Genomic DNA, 23,440 nt, shown 5'->3' with positions numbered 1-23,440 from the left:
CAAAATTATTGTTTTCCATTATTTTTTCTTGTATATTTTAAGTGAGGTGATTGCATTGAACGGCTTTGAAAGAGTAAAAGAAAAGAAAAAACGTGCCATTAAAGAAGCAGCATTCGTATTATTTTCAGAACGTGGATTTAATGAAGTGAAAATAGAACATATCGCAAAAGAAGCCAACGTTTCTCAAGTTACAATTTATAATCATTTCGGAAGTAAAGATGCGTTATTTAGGGAGCTTATACAAGAATTTATCATATCTGAATTTCAATATTATAAAGATCTTGCAGAAGAAAAATTACCTTTTCATGATATGATGCAAAAAATGATTGTAAGAAAAATGAATACTGGCGGGTTATTTCAACCTGATATGTTACTGCAAATGATGCAAAGGGACGAAGAACTCCGAAAGTTTATTTATAGTTATCAAAATGAAAAAATCTTGCCCTGGTATTTAGAAATATTAGAACGAGCTCAGCGTAAAAACGAAATTAATCCACACCTTACTAAAGAAATGATGTTACTTTACATTCAAATGTTTACTAAATTAGGTGATGATTTTGGGGCACAACTTCTTGAAGGAAATCGCGAAAAACATATACAAGATATAGTCACTATGTTCTTCTATGGTCTTTCTGTTCCACAAAAATAAAAAAGACACGAATTTCGTGTCTTTTTATTTTATAGAAATGACTCTACCTTTTTCACTGCTTTCAATCGCTAATTGAATCAGTTTAATAACATCTAAACCTTCTTTTGCTGTTACAGGTAGTTTCTCACCATTTAATATACTATCTCGCACACCTTTATAATAATTGTCATAACAACCGACTTCTGTTGGAATACGCTCTAAGTTTTCTTCTGTTTCTAAAGTAGCAAAATTCTCTTCATCGTCTACTCCATAACCGTTATCACCTGGCTTCATTCCATTTTTTAATTGCTCTTCCTGCGAATCCATACCGTACTTCACGATAGAACCTTTCTCTCCATGCACTATAAAATGCGGTCCAGCTTTTTTCACATAACTGCTACTACGTAAAATGACACGTTTAACTCCGTAATGAAGTACTATGTGGAAATAATCATCCACCTCTGCACCTGGTCGTTGTTTTATTACATCTGCACTTATCGCATCTGGTTTCCCGAATATTGATAACGCTTGGTCAATTAAATGCGATCCTAAATCGTATAATATACCGGAGCCTGGTAGATTTTTTTCTCTCCATCGATCACGTACATGTGGACGGAAACGATCAAAATTCGATTCATATGCGTATACATTCCCTACTCTGTTTTCTCCTAACAATTTCTTAATTGTTAAGAAATCATTATCAAAACGACGATTATGATATACGCTTAACATTACATTATGCTGCTCTGCTAATGAAATAAGCTTTTCCCCTTCTTCAATTGAGACAACAAATGGTTTTTCTACAACAACATGCTTACCGTTTAAAATTGCTTCTTTTACATATGGAAAATGAGTTGTATTAGGTGATGTAATAACAACTAAGTCAACATCAGCTCGCTTCACCAATTCATCAATTGTACTAACAACATTAGCATTTGGTAATGTTTCTTTTACTACCTCTTCTTTTGAGGATAATACAGCACGAATATCATATTCTTCTATCGTTTGCAATAGTGGGATATGAAATGTCGTACTAGAAAAACCAAATCCTACAATCCCTACACCTATTTTTTTCATGTTGCCCCTCCATTTGTCCCGCTTTAACAGGCAGTAAGATTCCTAACCAAAAATTCAGCGAAAGCTAAGGAATTAGGTGAGAAATCAACTGCTTGTTAAAGCCCGATTGGTTCAACTAATAATCAGTGTGGATAAAGAAAATCCCCATTGATTAAAGTTTCACTTTATGAGAACGATTTCATTCAGTTATTATAACAAGATTATTATTATTTACATAATAAATTGCCTAGAAAAAAGCATCTTGCTATTATTCATAGCAAGATGCCCTCTTTATTCTGGTCTTTTCTTCGTCCACGTTTCTACTACTTCACCAGTATCATTAACATCTAGCACTAGGCTACCATTACTATACCGGTCTTTATTTCGATACGCTTTCGGATCAATCTCTTCTACAACGTTTTTCTCTGTCTTCATGTAAACTAATTCATCGTCCCGAACAATTTCAATACCGACAATGCGGTACGGATTACGTTTTAATTCTTTGAAAATAACAAGACCTCGTTTCGCCCTCGTTGATTTTTCAATTTCTGATGCTTTTAGACGTTTTACAGCACCGCGCTGTGTTACGAGAATAAGTTGATCTTTGTCACCATTTAACGGTTTACCAGAAGCGACATAGTCATCTTCTTTTAAATTAATTGCTTTCACGCCAGCAGCTCTTACACCGACTGGACTTACTTCATCTTCATGGAAAATAAGTGCATATGCACCGTGTGTAGCAAGAACGATATCACTAGTTCCATCTGTCGCAAATATATCGACAACTTCATCATCTTTTTTCAAGTTTACAGCAACGAATGCCCTTGAATAACGCTGAACTTTATATTGATTTAATTCTGTTTTCTTTATCATACCATTTCTTGTTACAAATACGATAAATCGTTTTTCTTCCTCAAAGTTCTGTACAACCGTTGCCCAAATGATTGTTTCATCCCGGTCGAGTGAAACGATATTAGCAACGTGCTGACCTAAATCTTTCCAACGAATATCTGGCATTTCGTATACTGGCAGATATATATAGTTTCCTTTATTCGTAAATAAGAGGACTGTCTCTGTCGTATTCGTATCGAATCGTTCAAGTAAGATGTCACCCTCTTTCATACCGAAGTCTTTGCCGTTTGAGGCATTGTGTGAGCGCCATCCAGTACGTTTCACATATCCCTCTTTCGTTACAGTAACGATGACATCTTCTTGTGGGATCATAACTTCTACATCGATTTTAATTTCCTCGATTTGATCTTCAATAATCGCGCGTCGATCATCACTATATGTTTTCTTAACTCTCTTTAAATCTGTTTTAATTACTTGAAGTAATCTTTTTTCACTTTGTAAAATTGCCTGTAGCTCAATAATTTTCTTATTAAGCTCATCTGCTTCTTCTTGTAACGCCGTAATGTCTGTATTCGTTAAGCGATATAATTGCAAGGAAACAATTGCTTCTGCCTGTGCTTCTGTAAAGCCAAATTTTGCACTTAAATTATCTTTCGCGTTACGTTTATCTTTTGAAGCTCGAATTGTTTCAATTACTTGGTCTAAAATCGATAATGCTTTCTTTAAACCTTCTACAATATGTTGACGATTTTCTGCTTTTCTTAATTCATATTGCGAACGTCTCGTAATAACCTCTTTTTGATGTCCAATATAAGCATCTAAAATTTTCGGTAATGTCATAAGTGTTGGACGACGATTATTAATCGCTACCATATTAAAGTTATATGGAATTTGTAAATCTGTATTTTTATATAAATAATTTAAAATACCTTCGGCGTTTGCTTCTTTCTTTAATTCAACAACAATTCGTAAACCAGTACGATCTGTCTCATCACGCACTTCAGCAATACCATCTAACTTTTTATCTAGACGTAATTCATCCATTTTCTTTACAAGATTTGCCTTATTCACTTCGTAAGGAATTTCAGTGATTACAATTTGTTGTTTCCCACCGCGCACTGTTTCAACTTCTGCTTTTCCGCGAATAATAATTTTACCTTTACCTGTTTCATACGCCTTTTTAATACCATCAATCCCCTGAATAATACCGCCTGTTGGGAAATCTGGTCCTTTCATAACTGTTAATAAATCATCAACAGTACTATTTGGCTTATCAATACGCATCATTGTAGCATCAATAACTTCTCCAAGATGATGCGGAGGAATTTCTGTTGCATAACCAGCGGAAATCCCTGTAGATCCGTTCACTAATAAATTCGGGAACGCTGCTGGTAATACAACCGGTTCTTCACTCGTATCATCAAAGTTTGACACGAATTCAACTGTTTCTTTATCAAGATCACGTAATAATTCAGATGCGATTGGTGATAAACGAGCTTCCGTATAACGCATCGCTGCCGCTGGGTCCCCATCAACACTACCGTTATTACCATGCATTTCAACTAAAACATTACGTACTTTCCAAGTTTGGCTTAAGCGTACCATTGCTTCATATACAGAGGAATCTCCATGTGGATGATAATTACCGATAACATTACCTACTGTTTTAGCTGATTTACGAAACGCTTTATCATGTACATTACCTTCTACATACATAGAATATAAAATACGTCTTTGTACTGGCTTTAAACCATCACGTGCATCTGGAAGTGCACGATCTTGAATAATATATTTACTATAACGTGCAAAGCGATCACCTAACACGTCTTCAAGCGGGAGGTCATGAAACTTCTCTGCTTGCATGTTATTCCACCTCCGTCTCCATAATCATTTCATTTTCTAAAATATTTCCTTCTTCTTGCATACCAAACTGTACATTACGTTCAATCCATTTACGGCGCGGTTCTACTTTATCGCCCATTAACGTTGTAACGCGACGCTCTGCTCTTGCTGCATCATCAATTTTCACGCGAATTAATGTACGCGTTTCAGGATTCATTGTTGTTTCCCATAATTGATCCGCATTCATTTCACCAAGTCCTTTATAACGTTGTAACATATAGCCTTTTCCAACTTTTTTCGTTACACCGTCTAATTCCTCATCTGACCAAGCGTATTCAATTACCTCACTCTTACCTTTTCCTTTACTTACTTTGTATAAAGGAGGAAGTGCGATAAATACTTTACCAGCTTCGATAAGTGGCTTCATATATCTGTAGAAGAACGTTAATAACAATACTTGAATATGAGCCCCATCCGTATCGGCATCGGTCATAATTACAACTTTATCGTAGTTAATATCTTCAACATCAAATTCATTTCCTACACCGCCGCCAATCGCATAAATGATTGTATTAATCTCTTCATTTTTAAAGATATCAGCAAGCTTTGCTTTTTCTGTATTAATTACTTTACCACGTAACGGTAATACGGCCTGGAAACGTCGGTCTCGTCCTTGTTTCGCAGAACCACCGGCAGAGTCACCCTCTACTAGGTACAGTTCATTTTTTTGCGGGTTACGTGATTGTGCAGGTGTTAATTTCCCGCTTAACGTACCTTCTGATTTTTTCTTTTTCTTACCACTACGCGCTTCTTCTCTTGCTTTACGGGCTGCTTCACGGGCTTGTGCTGCTTTAATTGCTTTTCTCACAAGAAGTGTAGCTACATCAGGATTTTCTTCTAAAAAGTATGCTAAATGCTCAGATACAATGGCATCAATTGAAGAACGCGCTTCACTTGTACCTAGTTTCCCTTTCGTTTGCCCTTCAAACTGAAGCACTTCTTCTGGTACACGTACCGAAACGATAGCCGCTACACCTTCACGAATATCTGTGCCTTCTAAGTTTTTATCTTTTTCTTTTAATAGTGCTACTTTACGAGCATACTCGTTAAACACACGCGTCATCGCTGTTTTAAATCCAGCTTCGTGTGTTCCACCATCTTTTGTACGTACGTTATTTACAAACGATAAAATGTTTTCTGAGTAGCCATCGTTAAATTGAAATGCTAGTTCTGCTTCAATTCCATTTTGTTCACCAGTGAAATATACAACTGGATGAATGGAATCTTTTTCTTCGTTTAAATATGAAACGAAAGCTTCAATTCCCGTTTCATAATGAAATACATCCTCTAAATCATTTCGTTCATCTTTTATTGAGATTTTCATTCCTTTTAATAAGAATGCAGATTCACGTAATCTCTCACATAATGTTTCATAATTATAATTTGTTGTACTGAAAATCGTTGTATCTGGTTTGAAATGCATCGTAGTACCAGACTCTTTCGTCTTCCCGATTTTCTCAAGCGTCGTTACAGGAACACCGCCATTTTCAAAGCGTTGTTCGTAAATATTTCCGTCACGCTTAATCGTTACGACTAACCATTCTGATAAGGCATTTACAACCGATGCCCCAACACCGTGCAAACCACCACTCGTTTTGTAACCACCTTGACCAAACTTACCACCGGCATGAAGTACAGTTAAAATAACTTCAGGTGTAGGTTTCCCAAGTTTATGCATTCCCGTAGGCATTCCTCGCCCTTTATCTATAACGCTAATACTATTATCTTTATGTATTACGACTGAAATTTCGTCGCCAAATCCCGCTAACGCTTCGTCAACGGAGTTATCTACTATTTCATATACTAAATGATGCAATCCACGGCTGTCCGTGCTCCCGATATACATACCCGGGCGTTTTCGAACGGCTTCAAGTCCTTCTAACACTTGAATCGCATCTTCATTATATTGGAACTGATGCTTCGCCAAACTCCTTGCCCCTTTCCTAATCCAAAATCAGAACATATGTTTCTATTATAGAATAACGCCTCGACTATAGTTTTGGCAAGTTATCTTATCTCTTTTATATACCATTTTCAATAGAAAAATCCTTGTTTTCTCACAAGGATTCCTCTAGGCTACTATTTCAGAAAAATAATCGTTTGTCAACGAGAAATGGATATGTATTCCAAGATTACACATTCCAAACCTTTATTATGATCCAAATGATCAAGATCCAAAATGGGATTACAAATAACAATCCCCAAAAACAGCCTTTAAAAAATCTCATGATGAACACCTCGTTCATCGGCCCTACTTATCTATAATGAGGGCTGAATCAATCTTTCTACCTTTAAATCTATACTATTTTGTCATCGCATGTTCTACTTTAATACAACGATCCATTATTACAGTATAGTCTTTTTCTTTTAAAAGTTTATATGTATCCTCATCTTGTACTCCTAATTGTGCCCAAAAAACATCTGCATCAATCTCTACGAATTCTTTTGCAACATCCATTAAAAACTCTGAGCGACGAAATACATTTACTATGTCAACGTGTTCCTTAATATCCTTTAGTGAAGAAACTGCCTTTTCTCCAAGCACCTCATCTATTGTTGGATTAACTGGAATAATGCGGTATCCAGCATCTTGCATTGCTTTTGAAACCATATACGATGTACGTTCTGGCTTATCTGATAATCCAACAACCGCAATTGTTTTGCTTTTCTTTAACACTTCACCAATTTCCGTACGAGTTGGGTTTTCAATTGTCATAATTAATCCCTCCTATTCCTTTAGTATAGCCGATAAAGAAAGTCTCTTTCAATATGAAAGAGACTTTCTTTTATTTCGATTATTGATTCTTTGTAGCTGAATTATCTGCTAAAGTAGCCGATTTCGTCATTTTTTGACCGTTACGGTAGAATGTAACTTCTACTTTCTCGCCTACTTTTTTCTTTTCATACAAATATTTACGGAATTGAAGCGCATTCTCTACTTTTTGATTATCTAATGCTACTACAATATCATATTGCTCTAAACCAGCTTTTTCAGCCGGTGATATTGGGTAAATTTTACCTAATACAACACCATTCGTTACTTCTTTCGGTACTTTCAATTGATTGACTGCATAAGCTTGCACATCTTCTAATGAAACGACACCTACTCCAAGCGCTGGACGTTTCACTACTCCGTCTTTTTCAAGTGATTCAATAACTGGCTTTGCGATATTAATTGGAATAGCAAATCCAATTCCTTCAACTTCTTGTTGTGCAATTTTACTTGAGTTAATCCCAATTATTTCACCATTTTGGTTAAATAATGCACCACCACTGTTACCAGGGTTAATCGCTGCATCTGTTTGAATAACTTGTGCTTGCCAATCTGGTCGTTTATCGCCATCAATATCAACTGGAATTTCACGTTCTTTACTACTGATTATACCTTCCGTTACACTTCCATCAAAACCTAGTGGGTTACCGATTGCAATTGCTTTTTCACCCGCGCGGATTTTACTTGAGTCACCTAAAGTTGCAACTTTATTCACATTAGCCCCGTCAATTTCAACAACAGCTAAGTCTAACCAAGGATCTTTCCCTACTAACTTTGCATCTACCTTTTTACCATCACTTAGTTTTACAGCAAGTTTATTTGCACCATCTACTACGTGGTTGTTTGTTACGATATATGCTTTATTCCCTGCTTTTTTATAAATAACACCTGATCCTGAACCAGCTTGTTGTTCTTGACCTGTCGGTTGCATTGCAAATGGATCAACACTTTGTTGCATATTAATAACACCTACAACAACATCTTTCGCCCCTTCAATCATACCAGGTAAATCAGTTTCATTTTTCGCTTTATTTACAACAGGAACTACAGTACCTTCTACTTTTGAATCCGAACTAAATGATGATACTGGCGCTCCATTATTTTGAGCCCATGGCATATATGGTGCTGCAAAACTAATCGAAACCGCTCCGACTACAGCCCCCACTAAACCTGTGAAGAAATAGCCTTTTTTACTACCTGATTTTCTCACTTCTCTCGTTTCACTATGCTCTTCATTTAAATTTGGTCCGTCGTAATATCCCATGTTTTATTTCCCCTCTCTGGTGAATTCGTATTTTCAGTATAGTCACGTTTTGTGTCCTTCTTGTGAACTCATCGTGAAATCTAATTAAAAAAATACTCCTATCTAACATTGTAGACAAAAAAAGTATTTTTTGTACATTCTACCTTCAAAAGAGAGTATAAAATCGCCATTTCCCTAGGCTAAATTACACAAATCGTTCTAGATTATTCTTCAAATTTATAACCAACTCGAATAACAGTACCGATATGCTTCGCTTTATCTCCTAGCTTATTTCGAAGTTTTTTAATATGGGTATCAACCGTTCTGTCATCACCGTAATAGTCATATCCCCATAACTGATCTAATAAATGTTGACGTGATAACACGATTCCTTTGTTCTCCATTAAATACACAAGAAGTTCAAATTCTTTATGTGTCAATATAATTTCTTCTCCATCTACTAAAACAGTTCTAGATAGACGATTTACTTCTATTCCAGCTAAAGACATAGCATTTTCTTCCGCTACTCCTACCGCACCTTCCGCACGTTTCAATAACGTCTTTGCGCGAGCTACTAATACTTTCGGGCTAAATGGTTTCGTTACATACTCGTCTGCACCTAATTCGAAACCTAGCAATGTATCATCCTCATCCGAACGTGCTGTCAACATAATAATTGGTACTGCTGATTCTTTTCTAATTCTTCTACAAACAGACCATCCATCTATTTCCGGTAACATAATATCTAACATAATTAAATCAATTTCATGCTCTGCAAATAACTCTAACGCTTTTTTTCCATCTTCTGCTTCGATTACTTCAAAGCCTTCATTACGAAAATAATCACTAACAATTTCACGTAATCTTCTTTCATCTTCAACAAGCAATACTGTTTTATTCATATAATCTATCCCGCCTTTTTACTCTTTCAATCGAATAATACGTTGATTGGAGCTTCCGCGAAATGGAAGTGTTAAATCTTTTTTCTCAATTTCAAACCTTCCATCGACTAAAACATCCCCATAATGTAACAACTCTATCATATCATTATTTTGAGAACTCTGTATCTCTTCTAACGTATAACCTGTATACATCCATAGGTTTTTTTTCAAATCTTTTACGATTTTTGCTACCTTTTTCACTTCAGCAGCTTGAAAAAATGGATCTCCACCTGAAAATGTTACATCAGTTAATGGATTACTTGCAATCTCTTTCACAATTTCTTCTACTGTCATTTCCGTTCCATTGCAAATATTCCACGATTTCGGATTATGGCAACCAACGCAACGATGCGGACAGCCCGCAAAAAACACGACTGTCCGCAATCCTTCTCCATCTACTACACTATCATGAATAATATTCAGCACTTTCATTTATGTTTCACCCGATCTATCTCTTCACTACGTTTCGCACTATTCCACTTCGACATATCTCCTACAAGATAGCCTGTTATACGGCGAATTCTTTCTATATTAGCCTCATCTTTATTCCCGCAACTTGGACATTCATTCCCAATAACCCCGTGATAACTACAGCACTTACAACGGTCAACAGGATGATTAATTGAACCGTATCCAACGCCATGTTCTGCCATGGCTTGTACAATTTGTTTTAATGCCTTTTTGTTATGCATTGCTGCTCCATCTAGTTCAATATAAGTAATGTGTCCTCCATTACAGAGAGCATGGAACGGGCCTTCTAAACGGATTTTATTTATCGCTTGAATGTTATAATAAACTGGAATATGGAATGAATTCGTATAGTAATTATGGTTCGTTATACCGTTAATTTCACCAAATTCTTCTCTATCTTTTTTCACAAACTTCCCTGATAATCCTTCTGCTGGAGTTGCAATTACTGAGAAATTCAGTTGATGTTCTTCTGTCGCTTTATCCATTCTATCTCTCATAAAGGAAATAATTTCATACCCAAGTTTCCATGATTCTCCATCTTCCCCATGATGCTTTCCTGTTAAAGCTACTAAACATTCCGCAAGACCGATAAAACCAATACTTAACGTCCCTTGTTTTAAAATCGAGGCTACGGAGTCTTCAGGCTGCAACGTTTCTCCACCACGCCATACACCTTGTGAATATAAAAACTGAAAATCTCTTGCTCGCTTCGTACATTGATACGCATATCTTTCTAATAGCTGCTTAATTCCTAAATCTAAATAATAGTTTAGCGCTTCAAAAAACGCTTCTTTTGAACCACTAATTAACGCTAATTTCACTAAATTAATAGACGTAAATGATAAATTCCCTCTACCAATCGCTGTTTCTTCTCCATGTATATTAGACATAACACGGGTACGACATCCCATGTAACATACTTCACTTTCTGGTCTTCCATCATAATGTACTGCATTAAACGGAGCATCTAAAAATGAAAAGTTAGGGAACAATCGTTCAGCCGTTGTCTCTAATGCTAATTCAAATAAATCGTAGTTCGGATCACTTTCTTCAAAATTCACACCTTTTTTCATCTTGAAAATTTGAATCGGAAAAATCGGTGTCTCTCCTTTACCAAGTCCAGCTTGTGTCGCTTTTAAAAGTTGTTTAATTAACATTCTTCCTTCTTTTGATGTATCTGTTCCGTAATTAATAGAAATAAACGGTACTTGTCCTCCGCCCCTACTATGCATACTATTTGAATTATGAACGAAAGCCTCACACGCTTGATACGTATCATTTTCCGTTTCTTTCCATGCGAATTCTTCTATTTGTTCTTTCGTAAGCGGATATGATTGTAATCGTTTTTTATGTCTCTCAATTGTTTTTCGTACATAAGGTGCTAAATCAATATCAAAGAGTGCAAACGATTGACCACCATGCTGCATATTTTGATTCGCTTGAAAAATAATAGACGAAAGAGCCAATGCACTTTTAATGTCTTGCGGTTGTCTCATATGTCCATGTCCAGTATGAAAACCGTTAGCAAGCATTTGCGCTAACGGAATTTGTGAACAAGTCGTCGTTCCTGTCGCATAAAAATCTAAATCATGTGGATATAATATATTTTCATTTATCGCTTTTTTCACTTGATCTGACAATAAATTCTCAACAGCATAATATTTTGCACTCTCAGATGCGAACGTTCCCATTACGCCCATTGGAGAGCGGCCGTCTACATTTGCATTTTCTTGCATTAAATCTTGTTCATTGCCGTGGACTATTGTCTCGAACACTTTCATTAATTCTTCTTCTCCACGTGTATTATTTTGTAACATTTATAACCCTCCACCAATATGTTGTTATCTTTTGATTAAAATGTTACTACATATAGTCTTACTGTTTCTGTGAGAAATGTAACATTACTGTGAAATTTTTTTCACGAAATAATGAATTTTTCATTTACAAAAAAGAAATGTGCTCTTTACAAATGTATGGTACAATATACGGGAAAAACTCTTTTTACCCTTTATCAACACATTTGAATAAAGGAGACTGAACTTATGGTTACTACATATCTTTTATTTATCGTTGCCTACTTACTTGGCTCGATTCCATTTGCACTAGTTGTTGGAAAAATCGGCTACGGAATCGATATTCGTGAGCACGGGAGCGGTAATCTAGGCGGAACAAACACATTCCGCACATTAGGGAAAAAAGCAGGTTTTACCGTTACAATTGCTGACATTTTAAAAGGGACATTAGCAACAAGTCTACCAATGATTTTCGGATTAGATATTCATCCACTATGGTTCGGGTTAGCGGCTGTTCTTGGACATGTCTATCCAATCTTCGCGAAATTCCGCGGTGGTAAAGCAGTTGCAACTTCTGCTGGGGTGCTATTATGCTATTCACCAGTTGTTTTTGCAATATTGGCTGTTGTATTTTTCACCCTTTTATTTACAACAAGATACGTATCACTTTCTTCTATGGTAACAGCAGTTGTTGCTGTTATTGCATCCATTGTTAGCGGGGATAAAATCTTCATTATTGCGATGTGTTTATTAGCAGGTATGGTTATTTATAAACACCGTGCAAATATCGGACGAATTATAAATAAAACTGAACCAAAAGCAAACTTTTCAAAAAAGCAAAAATAAGATCGTAACCCACATAACGCAAAAAGAAAACGTGAAGCATATTAATAGCGTCTTTTTGCGTTATTTTTTATACTAAAGAAAAAGCAACATAATTTGGAGGAACTATACATGAATCTTTCCGTAACAAAAGAAGCAGCACAATGGTATAAAAATGAATTAAACTTACAATCAAATGAAACACTACGCTTTTTCGTACAATACGGTGGTTGCAGTACTGTGCAAAAAGGACTTTCTTTAGGGATTCGTAAAGATGATCCTGCACATCCTGCTGTTCAAATTCAAGAAGAAGGTATTAACTTCTTTATTGAAGGCGATGATGAATGGTTCTTCGATGGACATAATTTATCTGTTACACTTAACGAAGGTGACGACTTCCCACAATTTAATTATGAAAAATAAAAAAACGTGGCTTCTGCCACGCTTTTTTATTTTTTCTTAATTTCCTCATATTTCGCATACCACTCAGGATATAACTTTTTAAATGATACAGGGCGGAACCCTTCTTTTTTCGCACAAATATTCGTCGTACTTGCAGTAATACAAAGTTCACCATCACCATTATATATTTCATATCCATATACAACGCGAAGTGGGCTCACAGTATCTACCCATGTTTTTACGATTGCTTTTTCTCCGTAACGCATCGCTTTACGGTATGAAATTTGTAAATCTAACACAGGAGAAATAATTCCTTCTTTCTCCATTTCAACATATGAAAAACCTAAATCTTGTATAAGTTTCGTGCGACCTAACTCAAGCCACACTAAGTAGTTTGAATGGTAAACAACACCCATTTGATCTGTTTCCGCATAACGGATTTCAACTTCATGTTCTGCTACAAACATATGTATATTCGCCTTCTTTCACTTCTGCTACCTTGCATACATTTAATCATAATACAGTGACATCAAAAATAAAATAAAAATAGTGAATCTTTTCCCGAAAGGAGCAAGCATATGATTCAAATTGTAACGGTTCGTAGCGGTGATAGCGTATATAGCTTGGCATCAAAATATGGATCAACACCTGACGAAATAGTAAAAGACAATGGACTAAATCCCGCTGAAACGCTCGTTGTTGGTCAGGCACTTATCGTTAATACGAAAGGAAATAATTATTATGTACAGCCTGGTGACAGCCTCTATCGGATTTCTCAAACATATAATGTTCCCCTCGCTAGTTTAGCTAAAGTTAATAATTTATCTTTAAAATCTATTCTCCATGTCGGACAACAATTATATGTACCAAAAGGCACAAAACGAGCTGTAGAATCCATCGCTTATTTACAACCTTCCACTATACCGATTAAAGAGAGTTTAGTTAATGCTACACGTGCCATCAATCCATTTTTAACATATTTAGCTTATTTTAGTTTTGAGGCAAAAAGAGATGGCACATTAAAAGAACCTACTGAAACAGCTAAAATTGCTAATATTGCAACGCAAGGGCAAACAATCCCTATGCTCGTTATTACAAATATTGAAAATGGTAATTTCAGTGCCGATCTAACATCGGTTATTTTACGCGACGCAACGATTCAAAACAAATTTATTACTAACATTTTGCAAACAGCTGAAAAATATGGCATGCGAGACATTCATTTCGATTTCGAGAGTATAGCACCCGAAGACCGCGAGGCGTATAATCGCTTTTTACGAAATGTAAAAACACGCTTACCTAGCGGGTACACATTAAGCACAACTCTCGTACCGAAGACAAGTTCAAATCAAAAGGGAAAGTTTTTCGAAGCCCATGATTATAAAGCGCAAGGGCAAATTGTTGATTTCGTCGTCATTATGACATATGACTGGGGTTGGCAGGGCGGGCCACCAATGGCAATCTCTCCTATCGGTCCTGTAAAAGAAGTACTTCAATACGCAAAATCTCAAATGCCTCCCCAAAAAATTATGATGGGGCAAAACTTATACGGATTCGATTGGAAACTTCCGTTCAAACAAGGGAATCCACCAGCAAAAGCAGTTAGCTCTGTCGCAGCTGTTGCACTTGCTCGTAAATATAATGTTCCTATCCGCTATGATTTCACAGCTCAAGCTCCACATTTTAATTACTTTGACGAAAATGGCGTACAACATGAAGTTTGGTTTGAAGATGCGAGGTCTATTCAAAGTAAATTCAATTTAATGAAAGAGCAGGCCATTGGCGGTATTAGTTATTGGAAGATTGGCTTGCCATTTCCACAAAATTGGCGTTTACTTGTTGAAAACTTTACGATTACGAAAAAGGGCTGACAAAAGTCAGCCCTTTTTGTACATTTTGTTAAGATTCATCTTTGATTTCACTTTTTAATGAGTCAATACTTTCTAAACGTCTTTGATTTTTTGCTTCAATAGCAGCACGATCTTTTTCATTAGAAAGTTCCGCTGTTTCTTTTGCTTCATTAAAGTTATCAACTGTATTTTGCACCATTTCTTGTAACTTTTCAGCGTTGTCACTTCGATTATCTGGATTTGGCATGTACTTCCCTCCTAATATTGTATATACACACCATCTTAAATTACCTATCTTTCCTCAAATTTATACATAAAAAAGGAGAATGTAATATTCTCCTTTTCTTTAACCATTATCAACAATCGGTTGTTTACCTGTTTGATCTTGCATTTGCTTTCCTTTATTTCCACCAGCTTTTTTTGATTGTGTTCCAATATGATTCGGTGCAAAGTCTTTTGAATTTTTTTTCGGATTACCCATTACTATCGCCTCCTTAACACTAGTATCGTACTAGTGTTAAGAATTATTCAGCTTGCTTAAAAAGTTTCATTTCATAACGTTTTTCAATGCGCTCTTCAATGCGATCAATTGCCTCACGATCGCTTAATAATTGTTGTTTATTTTCATTTACAAGTTCTTCAAACGATTTACGGCGACTTCTTCTCATGTTGTTCACCCTCTCTCCTTCGCTTTCTTATTACATAGTATGAGCAAACAAAAAACTCTTTAATCAGATTTGCAAGAAAATTTTATGTTTTAGTACTCCTAAAAAAACTCCGTGTACAATATATTGCACACGGAGTTTTTTATACCATAATATTTAAATACTCTTTCAACTTTTCATCTGCATTCATTTCATTTTCTTTATAATCATGAAGCGCCTGTAATACAAAATCATACTGCTCTAAAATATAACTTTCTAATTTCATAACATCCTCTAAGCTATTAAGCATAATTCTCGTATTACCAACTTCACTTTTTAACGCCGGTTCACATTTTAAACTTGTACATATTTCTTTCACATCTTCTTCTAATATCTCTGTTAATACATATTTCTTTCGCCCTTTTACCTTTAATCTCATAACTGGATAAAAAGCTTTTATATCTAAATAACTTCCTACGTTCATACAACGTAGCCATTCTACATTACGTTTATTACATGCAAGTATTTCTTTGACCGCTTCATATACCGCAGTTTCATCAAGCATAGCCTTATTTACTTTTCGTTTCCCTTCTTCTTCAATAGCTGCACACTTTTGATAAACAGCAGCACACGTAATGCAATCGTCAAATGCATTATGAGAGCTTAAACGAATTCCCAGCATTCGTTTTAACGTTTCAAGTTTATGATTAGGCGCATGCTTCATGTATTTCTTTGCTAAAAATACAGTATCAATTACTTTATTTTTAGGTTCAGGCAACCCAAGCATATTTACATTACTTTTCAAAAAGCGCATATCAAAAGAAGCATTATGGGCCACAATAACATTTGTATGTAAAAATGCTAAAAATAAAGGTAACACTTCTTCAATCGTCGGTGCATCTGAAACGCGATAATTGGTAATACCTGTTAAACTCGTTATTCGGTCCGGAATTGGCCGCTCTGGATTCACGTATGAAACAAATTGATCTACTAATTCATGATTACGATATTTCACTGCTGCAACTTGAATAATTTTATCATTATAAGGGTTAAATCCTGTTGTTTCAAAATCAATTACAACATAATCTAACGGTAAGGATACATTCCCCACTCCATACACTCCTTTATCTCTAAACGTTTATATTTCTTACATCATATCATGAAGTTATTACTACTTGAAAAAGAAAAGGCAGAAATGGGAACTCTCCACCTCTACCTTTTCACCATTATTTTAATTTAGCAACTCTTTTCTCCATCTCTTTTTGCGTCATCGGCCCAATAAACTTATCTTGAATGACACCTTTTGTATCTATAAAATACGAAGTTGGAATCGTAATTACTTTATACGCTGTTGTCACATCAATGTTCTTGTCCAATAAAATAGGAAAAGTAATTCCTTTTTCTTTAGCAAAATTGCTTACCTTTTCTACTCCCCCACCTTTTTCTGAAGGCGTATAATTTATTGCTAAAATTTCTACGTTCTCTTTATGTTCTTTATAGAAAGCTTCCATATCCGGCATTTCTTGCTGACATGGTCCACACCACGTTGCCCAAAAGTTTACAATCACTTTCTTTCCTTTTAAATCTGATAACTTTACATTCGTTCCATCTAAATTCGTTAATGTAAAGTCTGGTGCACTCTTCCCTATTTCAATACCATTACTTGCAATCATCTCTTTCATAGCAGCTTCACTTTTTTCTTGCTTCACTTTTACCGCCTGCTCTTTATGACCAAACTGTTCATAAGCTGCATATCCCGCTAAACAAAGTAACACTACAATAATCGTAAGCTTCCGCCACATTTTATATCACCCTAACGTATTATCTTCTTTTAACACATTCATCAAAATACTATATACCTTATTTTAGCTTATACGGACAAGCTTGGAAATATTCACAATCGAAATAATTAGAATATTCTTATTAAAAGTGCAATTTTATCATATAATTAGAAAAGCAGATGAAGTATTGCTTATCTAATTATGGACCCATTCACCTTTTTCCTCTCATAGTTATAAACCTACAACAAAAGGGGATTGTTTATGAATTCATTCGAAAAAACAACATTATATATTCTTAGTTTTCTTTTATACCCAGTCGGTATTATTACATGGATCATTTCACTCTTTAGTAAAGATCTTGAAAAAAAGAAAATAGGACGTATTTGTCTCTACGTCTCTCTAGTCTCATTCGTCCTTTTCTTAATTCTTGGAATTGCCACTTTCCTTATGACTGCTACTTTTAACGTTGATCTAAATCACTCCGAATCTATCGAGTATCAACTAAATGACACTGAATAAAGATTAGAGCATTGCTCTTATCTTTATTCACATCTCTTAAAAAATGAATGACTATGTATTAATTTTTCTGGACCCTCACATGCAACAATATTTCCTTCTTTCATTATGACAATACGATCTGCTAGTACCACCCTCTCTACATCATGTGTTGCCACAATTCTCGTTACATCTCTTCCTATCCCTTCAATCATATTCCAAACCAGTTCTTGATTGCCCGGATCTAACCCAGCCGTCGGTTCATCTAAAATAATAAGAGTTGGATTTGATACAATCGCGCGCAATAATGCAAGACGTTTTCTTTCGCCTCCCGAAAACTCTTCACCGCTTTTATGTAGCACAGTTTGACTCCCTTCAGGTAACCCTCTAATAATCGGCGTTACATTTATAAGTTCACTATTTTTTTCTAACTGATTTTCTAAACCCTCTTCCCCGAAATACATATTCTCTGTTACCGTCGTTCGGAAAAAACGTGGTTCTTGCCACACTGTAGTCATACGAGCTTCATTACCATAATAAGCAATGCTACCGTTAGATGGTTTATACAAGCCCGTTATTAACTTTAAAAGCGTTGTTTTTCCTGCACCGCTTTCTCCCACAATCATAACGAGTTCACCAGGACGAATTTGCAAATTAATATTATGAATTCTGCATTTCTCTTCGTCATTCTCCTGAAATGAAACATTTGTTATCCTGATCCCCATCGCTCTTTCTACATTGCTATCTACTGCTCGTTTATTTAAAAAGCAAAAAGCTCTATTTGCCGAAGCGACTGCAACTTGTGTCATTATTAATAAATCGCCCACATAACGGACAGGGAAAAAGAGCATCTCAATTGTCGCTAACACTGCAATGAGTGAACCAACTTCTATTTCTCCCCTCATTATTTTTTGTGCACCTATAATGAGAACAACAATATATGCTCCTGTTTCAATCACCGTTCCAACTACTCCAATGCAATGTTGCATCATCGTCTTCTTTACTTCTGATTTATACGATTGTGCCGTTACTCTTTTAAATAAGCGAATTGCCCATTTTTCTTTTTGTAAACTCCGCAAATCTTGTATCCCCTTTACAAACTGTGACACCATCTCTACAACACTTGAGTGATTTTTTTGAGAAACGCTTGCAATATCTCTTACCTTTTCTCCCATCAGTATTGGAACAATTGTACTTAAAAATAAAAACGGAGTTACCCACAATATAAACTGTATATCTATATGTTGTAGTGCTATGAAAGCTCCAATAAATTGGGCAATAGCGTGTATATATTCTATTAATATAGAGCCGTATAATCTGACCCAGTTCGGAATATCAGACACGACCAAAGTTTCTAACTCTCCTTGTTTGATTTTCTCACTCTCTTCAAACGGTAATAGGAAAAATTGGCGCAATACATCTATACGCTTCTCTCGTAATATTCGCTGACTCGCTTTTGAGCTTACATAATCAAATGAAAGATTGTTCACCCACATCAACAAACGGCTAGCTGTAAACAAAGTAATGTAAAGATACGCTCCTTTCAGCTCTCGTTGAATCAGGTTATCTACAATTAGTCCCATGAATAGTGGACGGGAGAGATTTAAAATAGCTGCAAAAAGCCCACTGCATACAGCTGCTATTACTAATATTTTTTCTTTCTGTAACGGTAACAAAATTCTTTTATATTCTTTCATGACGTTTCCTCCATTGTTTATAGTAAAAAGAAAGGGATGAAACCAAATGGTTTCATCCCTTTCCATAAAATAAGGAAGCTAACAATTGTTAGCTTCCTTATCATTCATTTCAATTATTTAGTTCGACACTTTAGACTCTTCAATTTTCTCACGAAGAACCATTTGCAGAATACCACCGTGACGGTAGTAGTCAATTTCAACTTCACTATCGAAACGAGCTACTACTTCAAATTGTTTTTCGTTGCCATCTAGATCAGTTGCAACTACTTTTACAAGATCGCGTGGTCTAACTGTTTTGTCAATTTGAATTTCAAATGACTCGTTACCAACAAGACCTAACGTTTCAGCGCTTTCGCCATCTTTAAATTGAAGTGGTAACACACCCATTAACACTAAGTTACTACGGTGAATACGCTCGAAGCTTTCTGCGATTACTGCTTTAATACCTAATAAATTTGTACCTTTTGCAGCCCAGTCACGAGAACTTCCCATACCGTAATCTTTACCAGCAACAACTAGAAGGCCTGTGCCATCTTCTTTATATTTCATAGCAGCATCATAGATAGACGTTACTTCACCTGTTGGCCAATATGTTGTATATCCGCCTTCTGTTCCTGGTGCGATTTGGTTTTTAATACGGATGTTCGCGAATGTACCACGCATCATAACTTCATGGTTACCACGACGAGAACCGTAAGAGTTGAAGTCAACTGGTTGTACGCCGTTTTCTAATAAGTAGCGTCCAGCTGGTGTATGCTTACCGATTGAACCTGCTGGTGAAATGTGGTCTGTCGTTACAGAGTCACCAAATTTACCAACTACGCGTAGGCCTGATAATGTTTCAACTTCACCTGGCTCTTTAGATAATCCTTCAAAGAATGGTGGGTTTTGAATGTATGTTGAATCATTATCCCAAGTATATAACGCTTCATTTGAAGTTTGGATTTCATTCCAACGCTCATTGCTGTTAAATACTTGTGCATATTCTTTCTTGAACAGTTCAGATGTAACAACACTTTGAACTACATCTTCAATTTCTTTAGCTGATGGCCAAATATCGTTGAAGTAAACAGCATTGCCATTTGCATCTTTACCGATTTCATCATTTTTCAGGTCAATATCAACAGTACCTGCAAGTGCATATGCCACAACTAGTGGTGGTGATGCTAAGTAGTTTGCTTTTACAAGTGGGTGAATACGCCCTTCAAAGTTACGGTTACCAGATAAAACAGATGTTACTAGTAAGTCGTTTGCTGCGATTGCTTCTTCTAATTCTGGCGCTAATGGGCCAGAGTTACCGATACAAGTCGTACAGCCGTAACCAACTGTTTGGAAACCTAATTGATCTAAATATGTTGTTAAACCTGATTTATCTAAGTACTCAGTAACAACTTTAGATCCTGGTGCTAATGATGTTTTTACGTACTCAGGTACTTTAAGTCCTTTTTCAATTGCTTTCTTCGCAACTAGACCTGCTCCAATTAATACGTATGGGTTTGATGTATTTGTACAGCTTGTAATTGCAGCGATTGCAATTGCACCTGTTTTCATCGTTACTTCTTTATCTTCTAATGTAACCTTCACTTCTTTATCGAACTCTTGCTCATTAAATCCAAGTCCTTGTGTTCCAACTGGCGCTACAACAGCTTTGTGGAACGCATCTTTCATATCTGAAAGTGGAATTAAATCTTGTGGGCGTTTCGGTCCAGAAAGGTTAGATTCAATTGTATTTAAATCAATTTCAACAAGATCAGTGTAAATTGGATCTTTGCTGTCTGCTGTATAGAATAAACCGTTCGCTTTACAGTATTCTTCAACAACGCGAATTTGCTCTTCATCTCTACCTGTTAAACGTAAGTATTCTAATGAAATATCGTCGATTGGGAAGAATCCACAAGTTGCGCCGTATTCTGGTGCCATGTTTGAAATTGTTGCACGGTCAGCTAAAGGCATACTCTTTAGTCCGTTACCGAAGAACTCAACGAATTTACCAACTACACCTTTTTGACGTAATACTTGCGTTACTTTTAATGCAACGTCAGTTGCTGTAGTACCACTTGGAAGTGTACCGGTTAATTTCACACCGATTACTTCAGGTACTGGGAAGTATGAAGGCTGTCCAAGCATCCCTGCTTCTGCTTCAATACCACCAACGCCCCATCCAAGAACACCGATACCATTAATCATTGTTGTATGTGAGTCTGTTCCAACTAATGAATCTGGGTATGCAACTAAGTCACCTTCAGCATTTTTCACAGCATGAACAACTGGTGCTAAATATTCAAGGTTTACTTGGTGTACAATACCTGTAGCTGGTGGAACTGCACGATAGTTATCAAATGATTTTTGTGCCCAGCTTAAAAATTTATAACGTTCTTCATTACGTTTAAACTCTAAGTCCATGTTGAATGCAAGCGCGTCTGCCGTACCCGCTCTATCAACCTGTACAGAGTGATCAATTACAAGATCTACAGTAATTTCTGGATTGATTTTATCAGGATCTCCACCCATGTCTGCCATTGCTTTACGAAGCGAAGCCAAATCAACAACAGCTGGTACACCAGTGAAATCTTGTAAAATTACACGAGATGGTTTAAATGGAACATCGATATCTTGCACATCTTTCGTTCCCCATTTCGCTAAATTTGTAACATGCTCTTCTGTGATTACACGTCCGTCTACTTGACGAAGTACTGATTCAAGTAAAACTTTCACGGAATATGGTAATTGAGATACGTTGCCAACCCCTGCGTTTTCAAGCGCTTTCAAATCATAATAATGATACGTTTTTCCATCTACTTCAAAAGTTGCGCGTGATTGAAATGGATTATGTTTGACCATTATGTTTCCCCCCTGTTAAACATGACTAAGTTGTCTGAATATAAAATGTAGACAAACTTTTCAATACCTTACGATAATATCTTATTACAACTTTCTAAATAAGTAAATAATAAGAAACTTATAGATTATCATAAGTTTTCTTTATGTTTCTAAATTTGAATAGTGTTTATGTTCCTTATGAATACTATTACCATAAAGTAAAGTGCTCTATTAGCGCTTTCTTTACAGTTCATACATACTATGAATTGCTCATCATGCAACTTATAAAAAAAAGTTATAGAGGTGAAATAAAATGGGTAAAAGAAAAGCAAATCATACTATTTCAGGAATGAATGCGGCATCTGCACAAGGACAAGGCGCTGGTTATAACGAAGAGTTTGCAAATGAAAACTTAACTGCTGCAGAACGACAAAATAATAAGAAACGCAAAAAGAACCAGTAACGAAAAATCCCAAAAGGACCATTCACCTTTTGGGATTTTTTCTAATGTTTATAACGTAACAATTCCGAAACCGTTACAAATCGATAGCCCTGCTTTTTCAGTTCAGGTAAAATTTTTGCTAGCGCTGCTACTGTTTGACTACGATCATTTCCTCCATCATGTAACAATACGATATCGCCACTTTTAGCATTTTTCACTACATGATTTACGATAGATTCAACCCCTGGATTTGCCCAATCACGCGGGTCTTGATGCCACGACCATAGAACGGTTTGATAACCAGCTTCTTTCGCTGTTTTAAATACAGCATCGTTAATATATCCGCCAGGAGGACGGAATAGCAAAGGTTCTTTCACCCATTTTTCGAAAAATTTCTTTCCATCTAAAATATCATTTTCTAATTTTTCATCTGATGAATTACTCGCATACAAATGATTCATCGTATGATTTCCAATTTCATGTCCCTCTTTTAACACCTGTTTCACTAAATATGGATTGCGCTGCACTCGAAATCCAATCATAAAAAATGTTGCTTCTGCTTTATATTGACGTAATAAATGTAAAACTTGCGGTGTATAAGTTGGATCTGGGCCATCATCAAATGTAATGGCAATAATCTTTTCATTATTAGGTACTTCCCACGTTACATAGCCAGTTGGTTCTAGCTCTTTTCTGAGCAACATTTTCGCTTCCACTTTTTCAACTTGAAATATATGTACTGCGCATAATAAAGAAAAAACGAATAGAAAAATTTTCTGTTTTCGCATAATGTTCATTAAAGTAAGAGGTTGTCAAATACACAACAAC

At 36.0% G+C, this 23,440-nt stretch carries 23 protein-coding genes; 6 read left to right on the top strand and 17 right to left on the bottom strand.

Annotated features, from left to right (window positions below):
• Positions 1-46: 46 nt before the first annotated feature.
• Positions 47-649, top strand: coding sequence for a TetR/AcrR family transcriptional regulator (locus tag ACTFRY_RS06565; RefSeq protein ID WP_118043338.1), 603 nt, complete (start codon positions 47-49; stop codon positions 647-649).
• Between the two features lie 24 nt (positions 650-673).
• On the opposite strand, the gene ACTFRY_RS06560 is transcribed toward ACTFRY_RS06565, so the two are convergent.
• The 8 genes from ACTFRY_RS06560 to ACTFRY_RS06525 form a co-directional block, all read right to left on the bottom strand.
• Positions 674-1,705: an oxidoreductase gene (locus ACTFRY_RS06560; RefSeq protein ID WP_000719773.1), complete on the bottom strand. Its 1,032-nt coding sequence runs from the start codon at positions 1,703-1,705 to the stop codon at positions 674-676.
• A 270-nt stretch (positions 1,706-1,975) separates the two neighbouring features.
• Positions 1,976-4,399, bottom strand: coding sequence for a DNA topoisomerase IV subunit A (parC, locus tag ACTFRY_RS06555; protein ID WP_098536437.1), 2,424 nt, complete (start codon positions 4,397-4,399; stop codon positions 1,976-1,978).
• Position 4,400: 1 nt separating this feature from the next.
• Positions 4,401-6,365 carry a DNA topoisomerase IV subunit B gene (parE, locus tag ACTFRY_RS06550; protein WP_001062202.1) on the bottom strand — a complete coding sequence of 655 codons (1,965 nt, stop codon included), beginning with the start codon at positions 6,363-6,365 and terminating at the stop codon, positions 4,401-4,403.
• Between the two features lie 375 nt (positions 6,366-6,740).
• Positions 6,741-7,154, bottom strand: coding sequence for a CoA-binding protein (locus ACTFRY_RS06545; protein WP_098617164.1), 414 nt, complete (start codon positions 7,152-7,154; stop codon positions 6,741-6,743).
• A 79-nt stretch (positions 7,155-7,233) separates the two neighbouring features.
• A complete protein-coding gene (locus ACTFRY_RS06540; RefSeq protein WP_000542641.1) occupies positions 7,234-8,475 on the bottom strand; it encodes a S1C family serine protease in 1,242 nt (413 codons plus the stop codon).
• Between the two features lie 203 nt (positions 8,476-8,678).
• Positions 8,679-9,356, bottom strand: a complete 678-nt coding sequence (locus tag ACTFRY_RS06535) for a response regulator transcription factor (protein ID WP_063220549.1) — start codon at positions 9,354-9,356, stop codon at positions 8,679-8,681.
• A gap of 18 nt (positions 9,357-9,374) precedes the next feature.
• Positions 9,375-9,827 carry an anaerobic ribonucleoside-triphosphate reductase activating protein gene (gene nrdG, locus ACTFRY_RS06530; RefSeq protein ID WP_000866404.1) on the bottom strand — a complete coding sequence of 151 codons (453 nt, stop codon included), beginning with the start codon at positions 9,825-9,827 and terminating at the stop codon, positions 9,375-9,377.
• On the bottom strand, positions 9,824-11,683 hold the full coding sequence (locus ACTFRY_RS06525; protein WP_000940073.1) for an anaerobic ribonucleoside triphosphate reductase: 1,860 nt from the start codon (positions 11,681-11,683) through the stop codon (positions 9,824-9,826). Before ACTFRY_RS06525 ends, nrdG begins: the two co-directional genes overlap by 4 nt.
• 225 nt (positions 11,684-11,908) lie before the next feature.
• On the opposite strand from ACTFRY_RS06525, the gene plsY reads away from it, so the two are divergent.
• Together plsY and ACTFRY_RS06515 are read left to right on the top strand one after the other, a co-directional pair.
• Positions 11,909-12,505 carry a glycerol-3-phosphate 1-O-acyltransferase PlsY gene (gene plsY / locus ACTFRY_RS06520; RefSeq protein WP_000258974.1) on the top strand — a complete coding sequence of 199 codons (597 nt, stop codon included), beginning with the start codon at positions 11,909-11,911 and terminating at the stop codon, positions 12,503-12,505.
• 108 nt (positions 12,506-12,613) lie between these two features.
• Positions 12,614-12,904 (top strand): HesB/YadR/YfhF family protein, encoded by a 291-nt coding sequence (locus tag ACTFRY_RS06515; RefSeq protein WP_001054453.1) that lies wholly within the window; start codon positions 12,614-12,616, stop codon positions 12,902-12,904.
• Between the two features lie 26 nt (positions 12,905-12,930).
• Here ACTFRY_RS06515 and ACTFRY_RS06510 read toward each other — a convergent pair whose 3' ends face one another.
• Entirely contained in the window at positions 12,931-13,350 is a 420-nt protein-coding gene (locus tag ACTFRY_RS06510; RefSeq protein WP_000495812.1) for an acyl-CoA thioesterase, read from the bottom strand.
• 111 nt (positions 13,351-13,461) lie between these two features.
• Between ACTFRY_RS06510 and ACTFRY_RS06505 the strand changes: the two genes are divergently transcribed.
• Positions 13,462-14,754 (top strand): glycosyl hydrolase family 18 protein, encoded by a 1,293-nt coding sequence (locus tag ACTFRY_RS06505; protein WP_440032221.1) that lies wholly within the window; start codon positions 13,462-13,464, stop codon positions 14,752-14,754.
• Positions 14,755-14,782: 28 nt separating this feature from the next.
• Here ACTFRY_RS06505 and tlp read toward each other — a convergent pair whose 3' ends face one another.
• From tlp to ACTFRY_RS06480, 5 genes are all read right to left on the bottom strand, one after another.
• Positions 14,783-14,980 carry a small acid-soluble spore protein Tlp gene (gene tlp, locus ACTFRY_RS06500; protein ID WP_001133511.1) on the bottom strand — a complete coding sequence of 66 codons (198 nt, stop codon included), beginning with the start codon at positions 14,978-14,980 and terminating at the stop codon, positions 14,783-14,785.
• 99 nt (positions 14,981-15,079) lie between these two features.
• Positions 15,080-15,214 (bottom strand): acid-soluble spore protein SspN, encoded by a 135-nt coding sequence (sspN, locus tag ACTFRY_RS06495; RefSeq protein ID WP_000527987.1) that lies wholly within the window; start codon positions 15,212-15,214, stop codon positions 15,080-15,082.
• Positions 15,215-15,257: 43 nt separating this feature from the next.
• Entirely contained in the window at positions 15,258-15,401 is a 144-nt protein-coding gene (locus ACTFRY_RS06490) for an FbpB family small basic protein (protein ID WP_001254703.1), read from the bottom strand.
• Positions 15,402-15,540: 139 nt separating this feature from the next.
• On the bottom strand, positions 15,541-16,488 hold the full coding sequence (locus ACTFRY_RS06485) for a 3'-5' exonuclease (RefSeq protein WP_000528755.1): 948 nt from the start codon (positions 16,486-16,488) through the stop codon (positions 15,541-15,543).
• A gap of 115 nt (positions 16,489-16,603) precedes the next feature.
• A complete protein-coding gene (locus ACTFRY_RS06480) occupies positions 16,604-17,179 on the bottom strand; it encodes a peroxiredoxin family protein (protein ID WP_000269055.1) in 576 nt (191 codons plus the stop codon).
• 240 nt (positions 17,180-17,419) lie between these two features.
• On the opposite strand from ACTFRY_RS06480, the gene ACTFRY_RS06475 reads away from it, so the two are divergent.
• Complete coding sequence (locus ACTFRY_RS06475) at positions 17,420-17,677, top strand: hypothetical protein (RefSeq protein WP_001083887.1); 258 nt, start codon at positions 17,420-17,422, stop codon at positions 17,675-17,677.
• A 23-nt stretch (positions 17,678-17,700) separates the two neighbouring features.
• Here ACTFRY_RS06475 and ACTFRY_RS06470 read toward each other — a convergent pair whose 3' ends face one another.
• Both ACTFRY_RS06470 and acnA read right to left on the bottom strand, forming a co-directional pair.
• A complete protein-coding gene (locus ACTFRY_RS06470; RefSeq protein WP_000666369.1) occupies positions 17,701-19,350 on the bottom strand; it encodes an ABC transporter ATP-binding protein in 1,650 nt (549 codons plus the stop codon).
• 117 nt (positions 19,351-19,467) lie between these two features.
• Positions 19,468-22,191 (bottom strand): aconitate hydratase AcnA, encoded by a 2,724-nt coding sequence (gene acnA, locus ACTFRY_RS06465; protein WP_000238561.1) that lies wholly within the window; start codon positions 22,189-22,191, stop codon positions 19,468-19,470.
• Between the two features lie 292 nt (positions 22,192-22,483).
• Between acnA and sspO the strand changes: the two genes are divergently transcribed.
• The gene (gene sspO / locus ACTFRY_RS06460) at positions 22,484-22,633 is read left to right on the top strand and encodes an acid-soluble spore protein SspO (RefSeq protein ID WP_000518051.1); all 150 of its coding nucleotides are present in this window, start codon (positions 22,484-22,486) and stop codon (positions 22,631-22,633) included.
• Positions 22,634-22,674: 41 nt separating this feature from the next.
• On the opposite strand, the gene pdaB is transcribed toward sspO, so the two are convergent.
• On the bottom strand, positions 22,675-23,400 hold the full coding sequence (gene pdaB, locus ACTFRY_RS06455; RefSeq protein ID WP_030027157.1) for a polysaccharide deacetylase family sporulation protein PdaB: 726 nt from the start codon (positions 23,398-23,400) through the stop codon (positions 22,675-22,677).
• Between the last annotated feature and the right edge of the window lie 40 nt (positions 23,401-23,440).

The sequence above is a fragment of the Bacillus cereus group sp. MYBK195-1 genome, from assembly GCF_051916605.1.
Lineage (GTDB): Bacteria > Bacillota > Bacilli > Bacillales > Bacillaceae_G > Bacillus_A > Bacillus_A cereus.
This window is presented reverse-complemented; position numbering and strand designations above follow the sequence as displayed.

Coding starts and splice junctions, on each gene's coding strand:
- ACTFRY_RS06475 (WP_001083887.1), top strand. CDS start 17,420: ATGAATTCATTCGAAAAAACAACATTATATATTCTTAGTTTTCTTTTA.
- nrdG (WP_000866404.1), bottom strand. CDS start 9,827: ATGAAAGTGCTGAATATTATTCATGATAGTGTAGTAGATGGAGAAGGA.
- sspO (WP_000518051.1), top strand. CDS start 22,484: ATGGGTAAAAGAAAAGCAAATCATACTATTTCAGGAATGAATGCGGCA.
- ACTFRY_RS06480 (WP_000269055.1), bottom strand. CDS start 17,179: ATGTGGCGGAAGCTTACGATTATTGTAGTGTTACTTTGTTTAGCGGGA.
- ACTFRY_RS06470 (WP_000666369.1), bottom strand. CDS start 19,350: ATGAAAGAATATAAAAGAATTTTGTTACCGTTACAGAAAGAAAAAATA.
- ACTFRY_RS06535 (WP_063220549.1), bottom strand. CDS start 9,356: ATGAATAAAACAGTATTGCTTGTTGAAGATGAAAGAAGATTACGTGAA.
- acnA (WP_000238561.1), bottom strand. CDS start 22,191: ATGGTCAAACATAATCCATTTCAATCACGCGCAACTTTTGAAGTAGAT.
- ACTFRY_RS06510 (WP_000495812.1), bottom strand. CDS start 13,350: ATGTTTGTAGCAGAACATGAAGTTGAAATCCGTTATGCGGAAACAGAT.
- ACTFRY_RS06525 (WP_000940073.1), bottom strand. CDS start 11,683: ATGTTACAAAATAATACACGTGGAGAAGAAGAATTAATGAAAGTGTTC.
- tlp (WP_001133511.1), bottom strand. CDS start 14,980: ATGCCAAATCCAGATAATCGAAGTGACAACGCTGAAAAGTTACAAGAA.
- ACTFRY_RS06545 (WP_098617164.1), bottom strand. CDS start 7,154: ATGACAATTGAAAACCCAACTCGTACGGAAATTGGTGAAGTGTTAAAG.
- ACTFRY_RS06560 (WP_000719773.1), bottom strand. CDS start 1,705: ATGAAAAAAATAGGTGTAGGGATTGTAGGATTTGGTTTTTCTAGTACG.
- ACTFRY_RS06540 (WP_000542641.1), bottom strand. CDS start 8,475: ATGGGATATTACGACGGACCAAATTTAAATGAAGAGCATAGTGAAACG.
- ACTFRY_RS06505 (WP_440032221.1), top strand. CDS start 13,462: ATGATTCAAATTGTAACGGTTCGTAGCGGTGATAGCGTATATAGCTTG.
- plsY (WP_000258974.1), top strand. CDS start 11,909: ATGGTTACTACATATCTTTTATTTATCGTTGCCTACTTACTTGGCTCG.
- pdaB (WP_030027157.1), bottom strand. CDS start 23,400: ATGCGAAAACAGAAAATTTTTCTATTCGTTTTTTCTTTATTATGCGCA.
- parC (WP_098536437.1), bottom strand. CDS start 4,399: ATGCAAGCAGAGAAGTTTCATGACCTCCCGCTTGAAGACGTGTTAGGT.
- ACTFRY_RS06490 (WP_001254703.1), bottom strand. CDS start 15,401: ATGAGAAGAAGTCGCCGTAAATCGTTTGAAGAACTTGTAAATGAAAAT.
- ACTFRY_RS06515 (WP_001054453.1), top strand. CDS start 12,614: ATGAATCTTTCCGTAACAAAAGAAGCAGCACAATGGTATAAAAATGAA.
- sspN (WP_000527987.1), bottom strand. CDS start 15,214: ATGGGTAATCCGAAAAAAAATTCAAAAGACTTTGCACCGAATCATATT.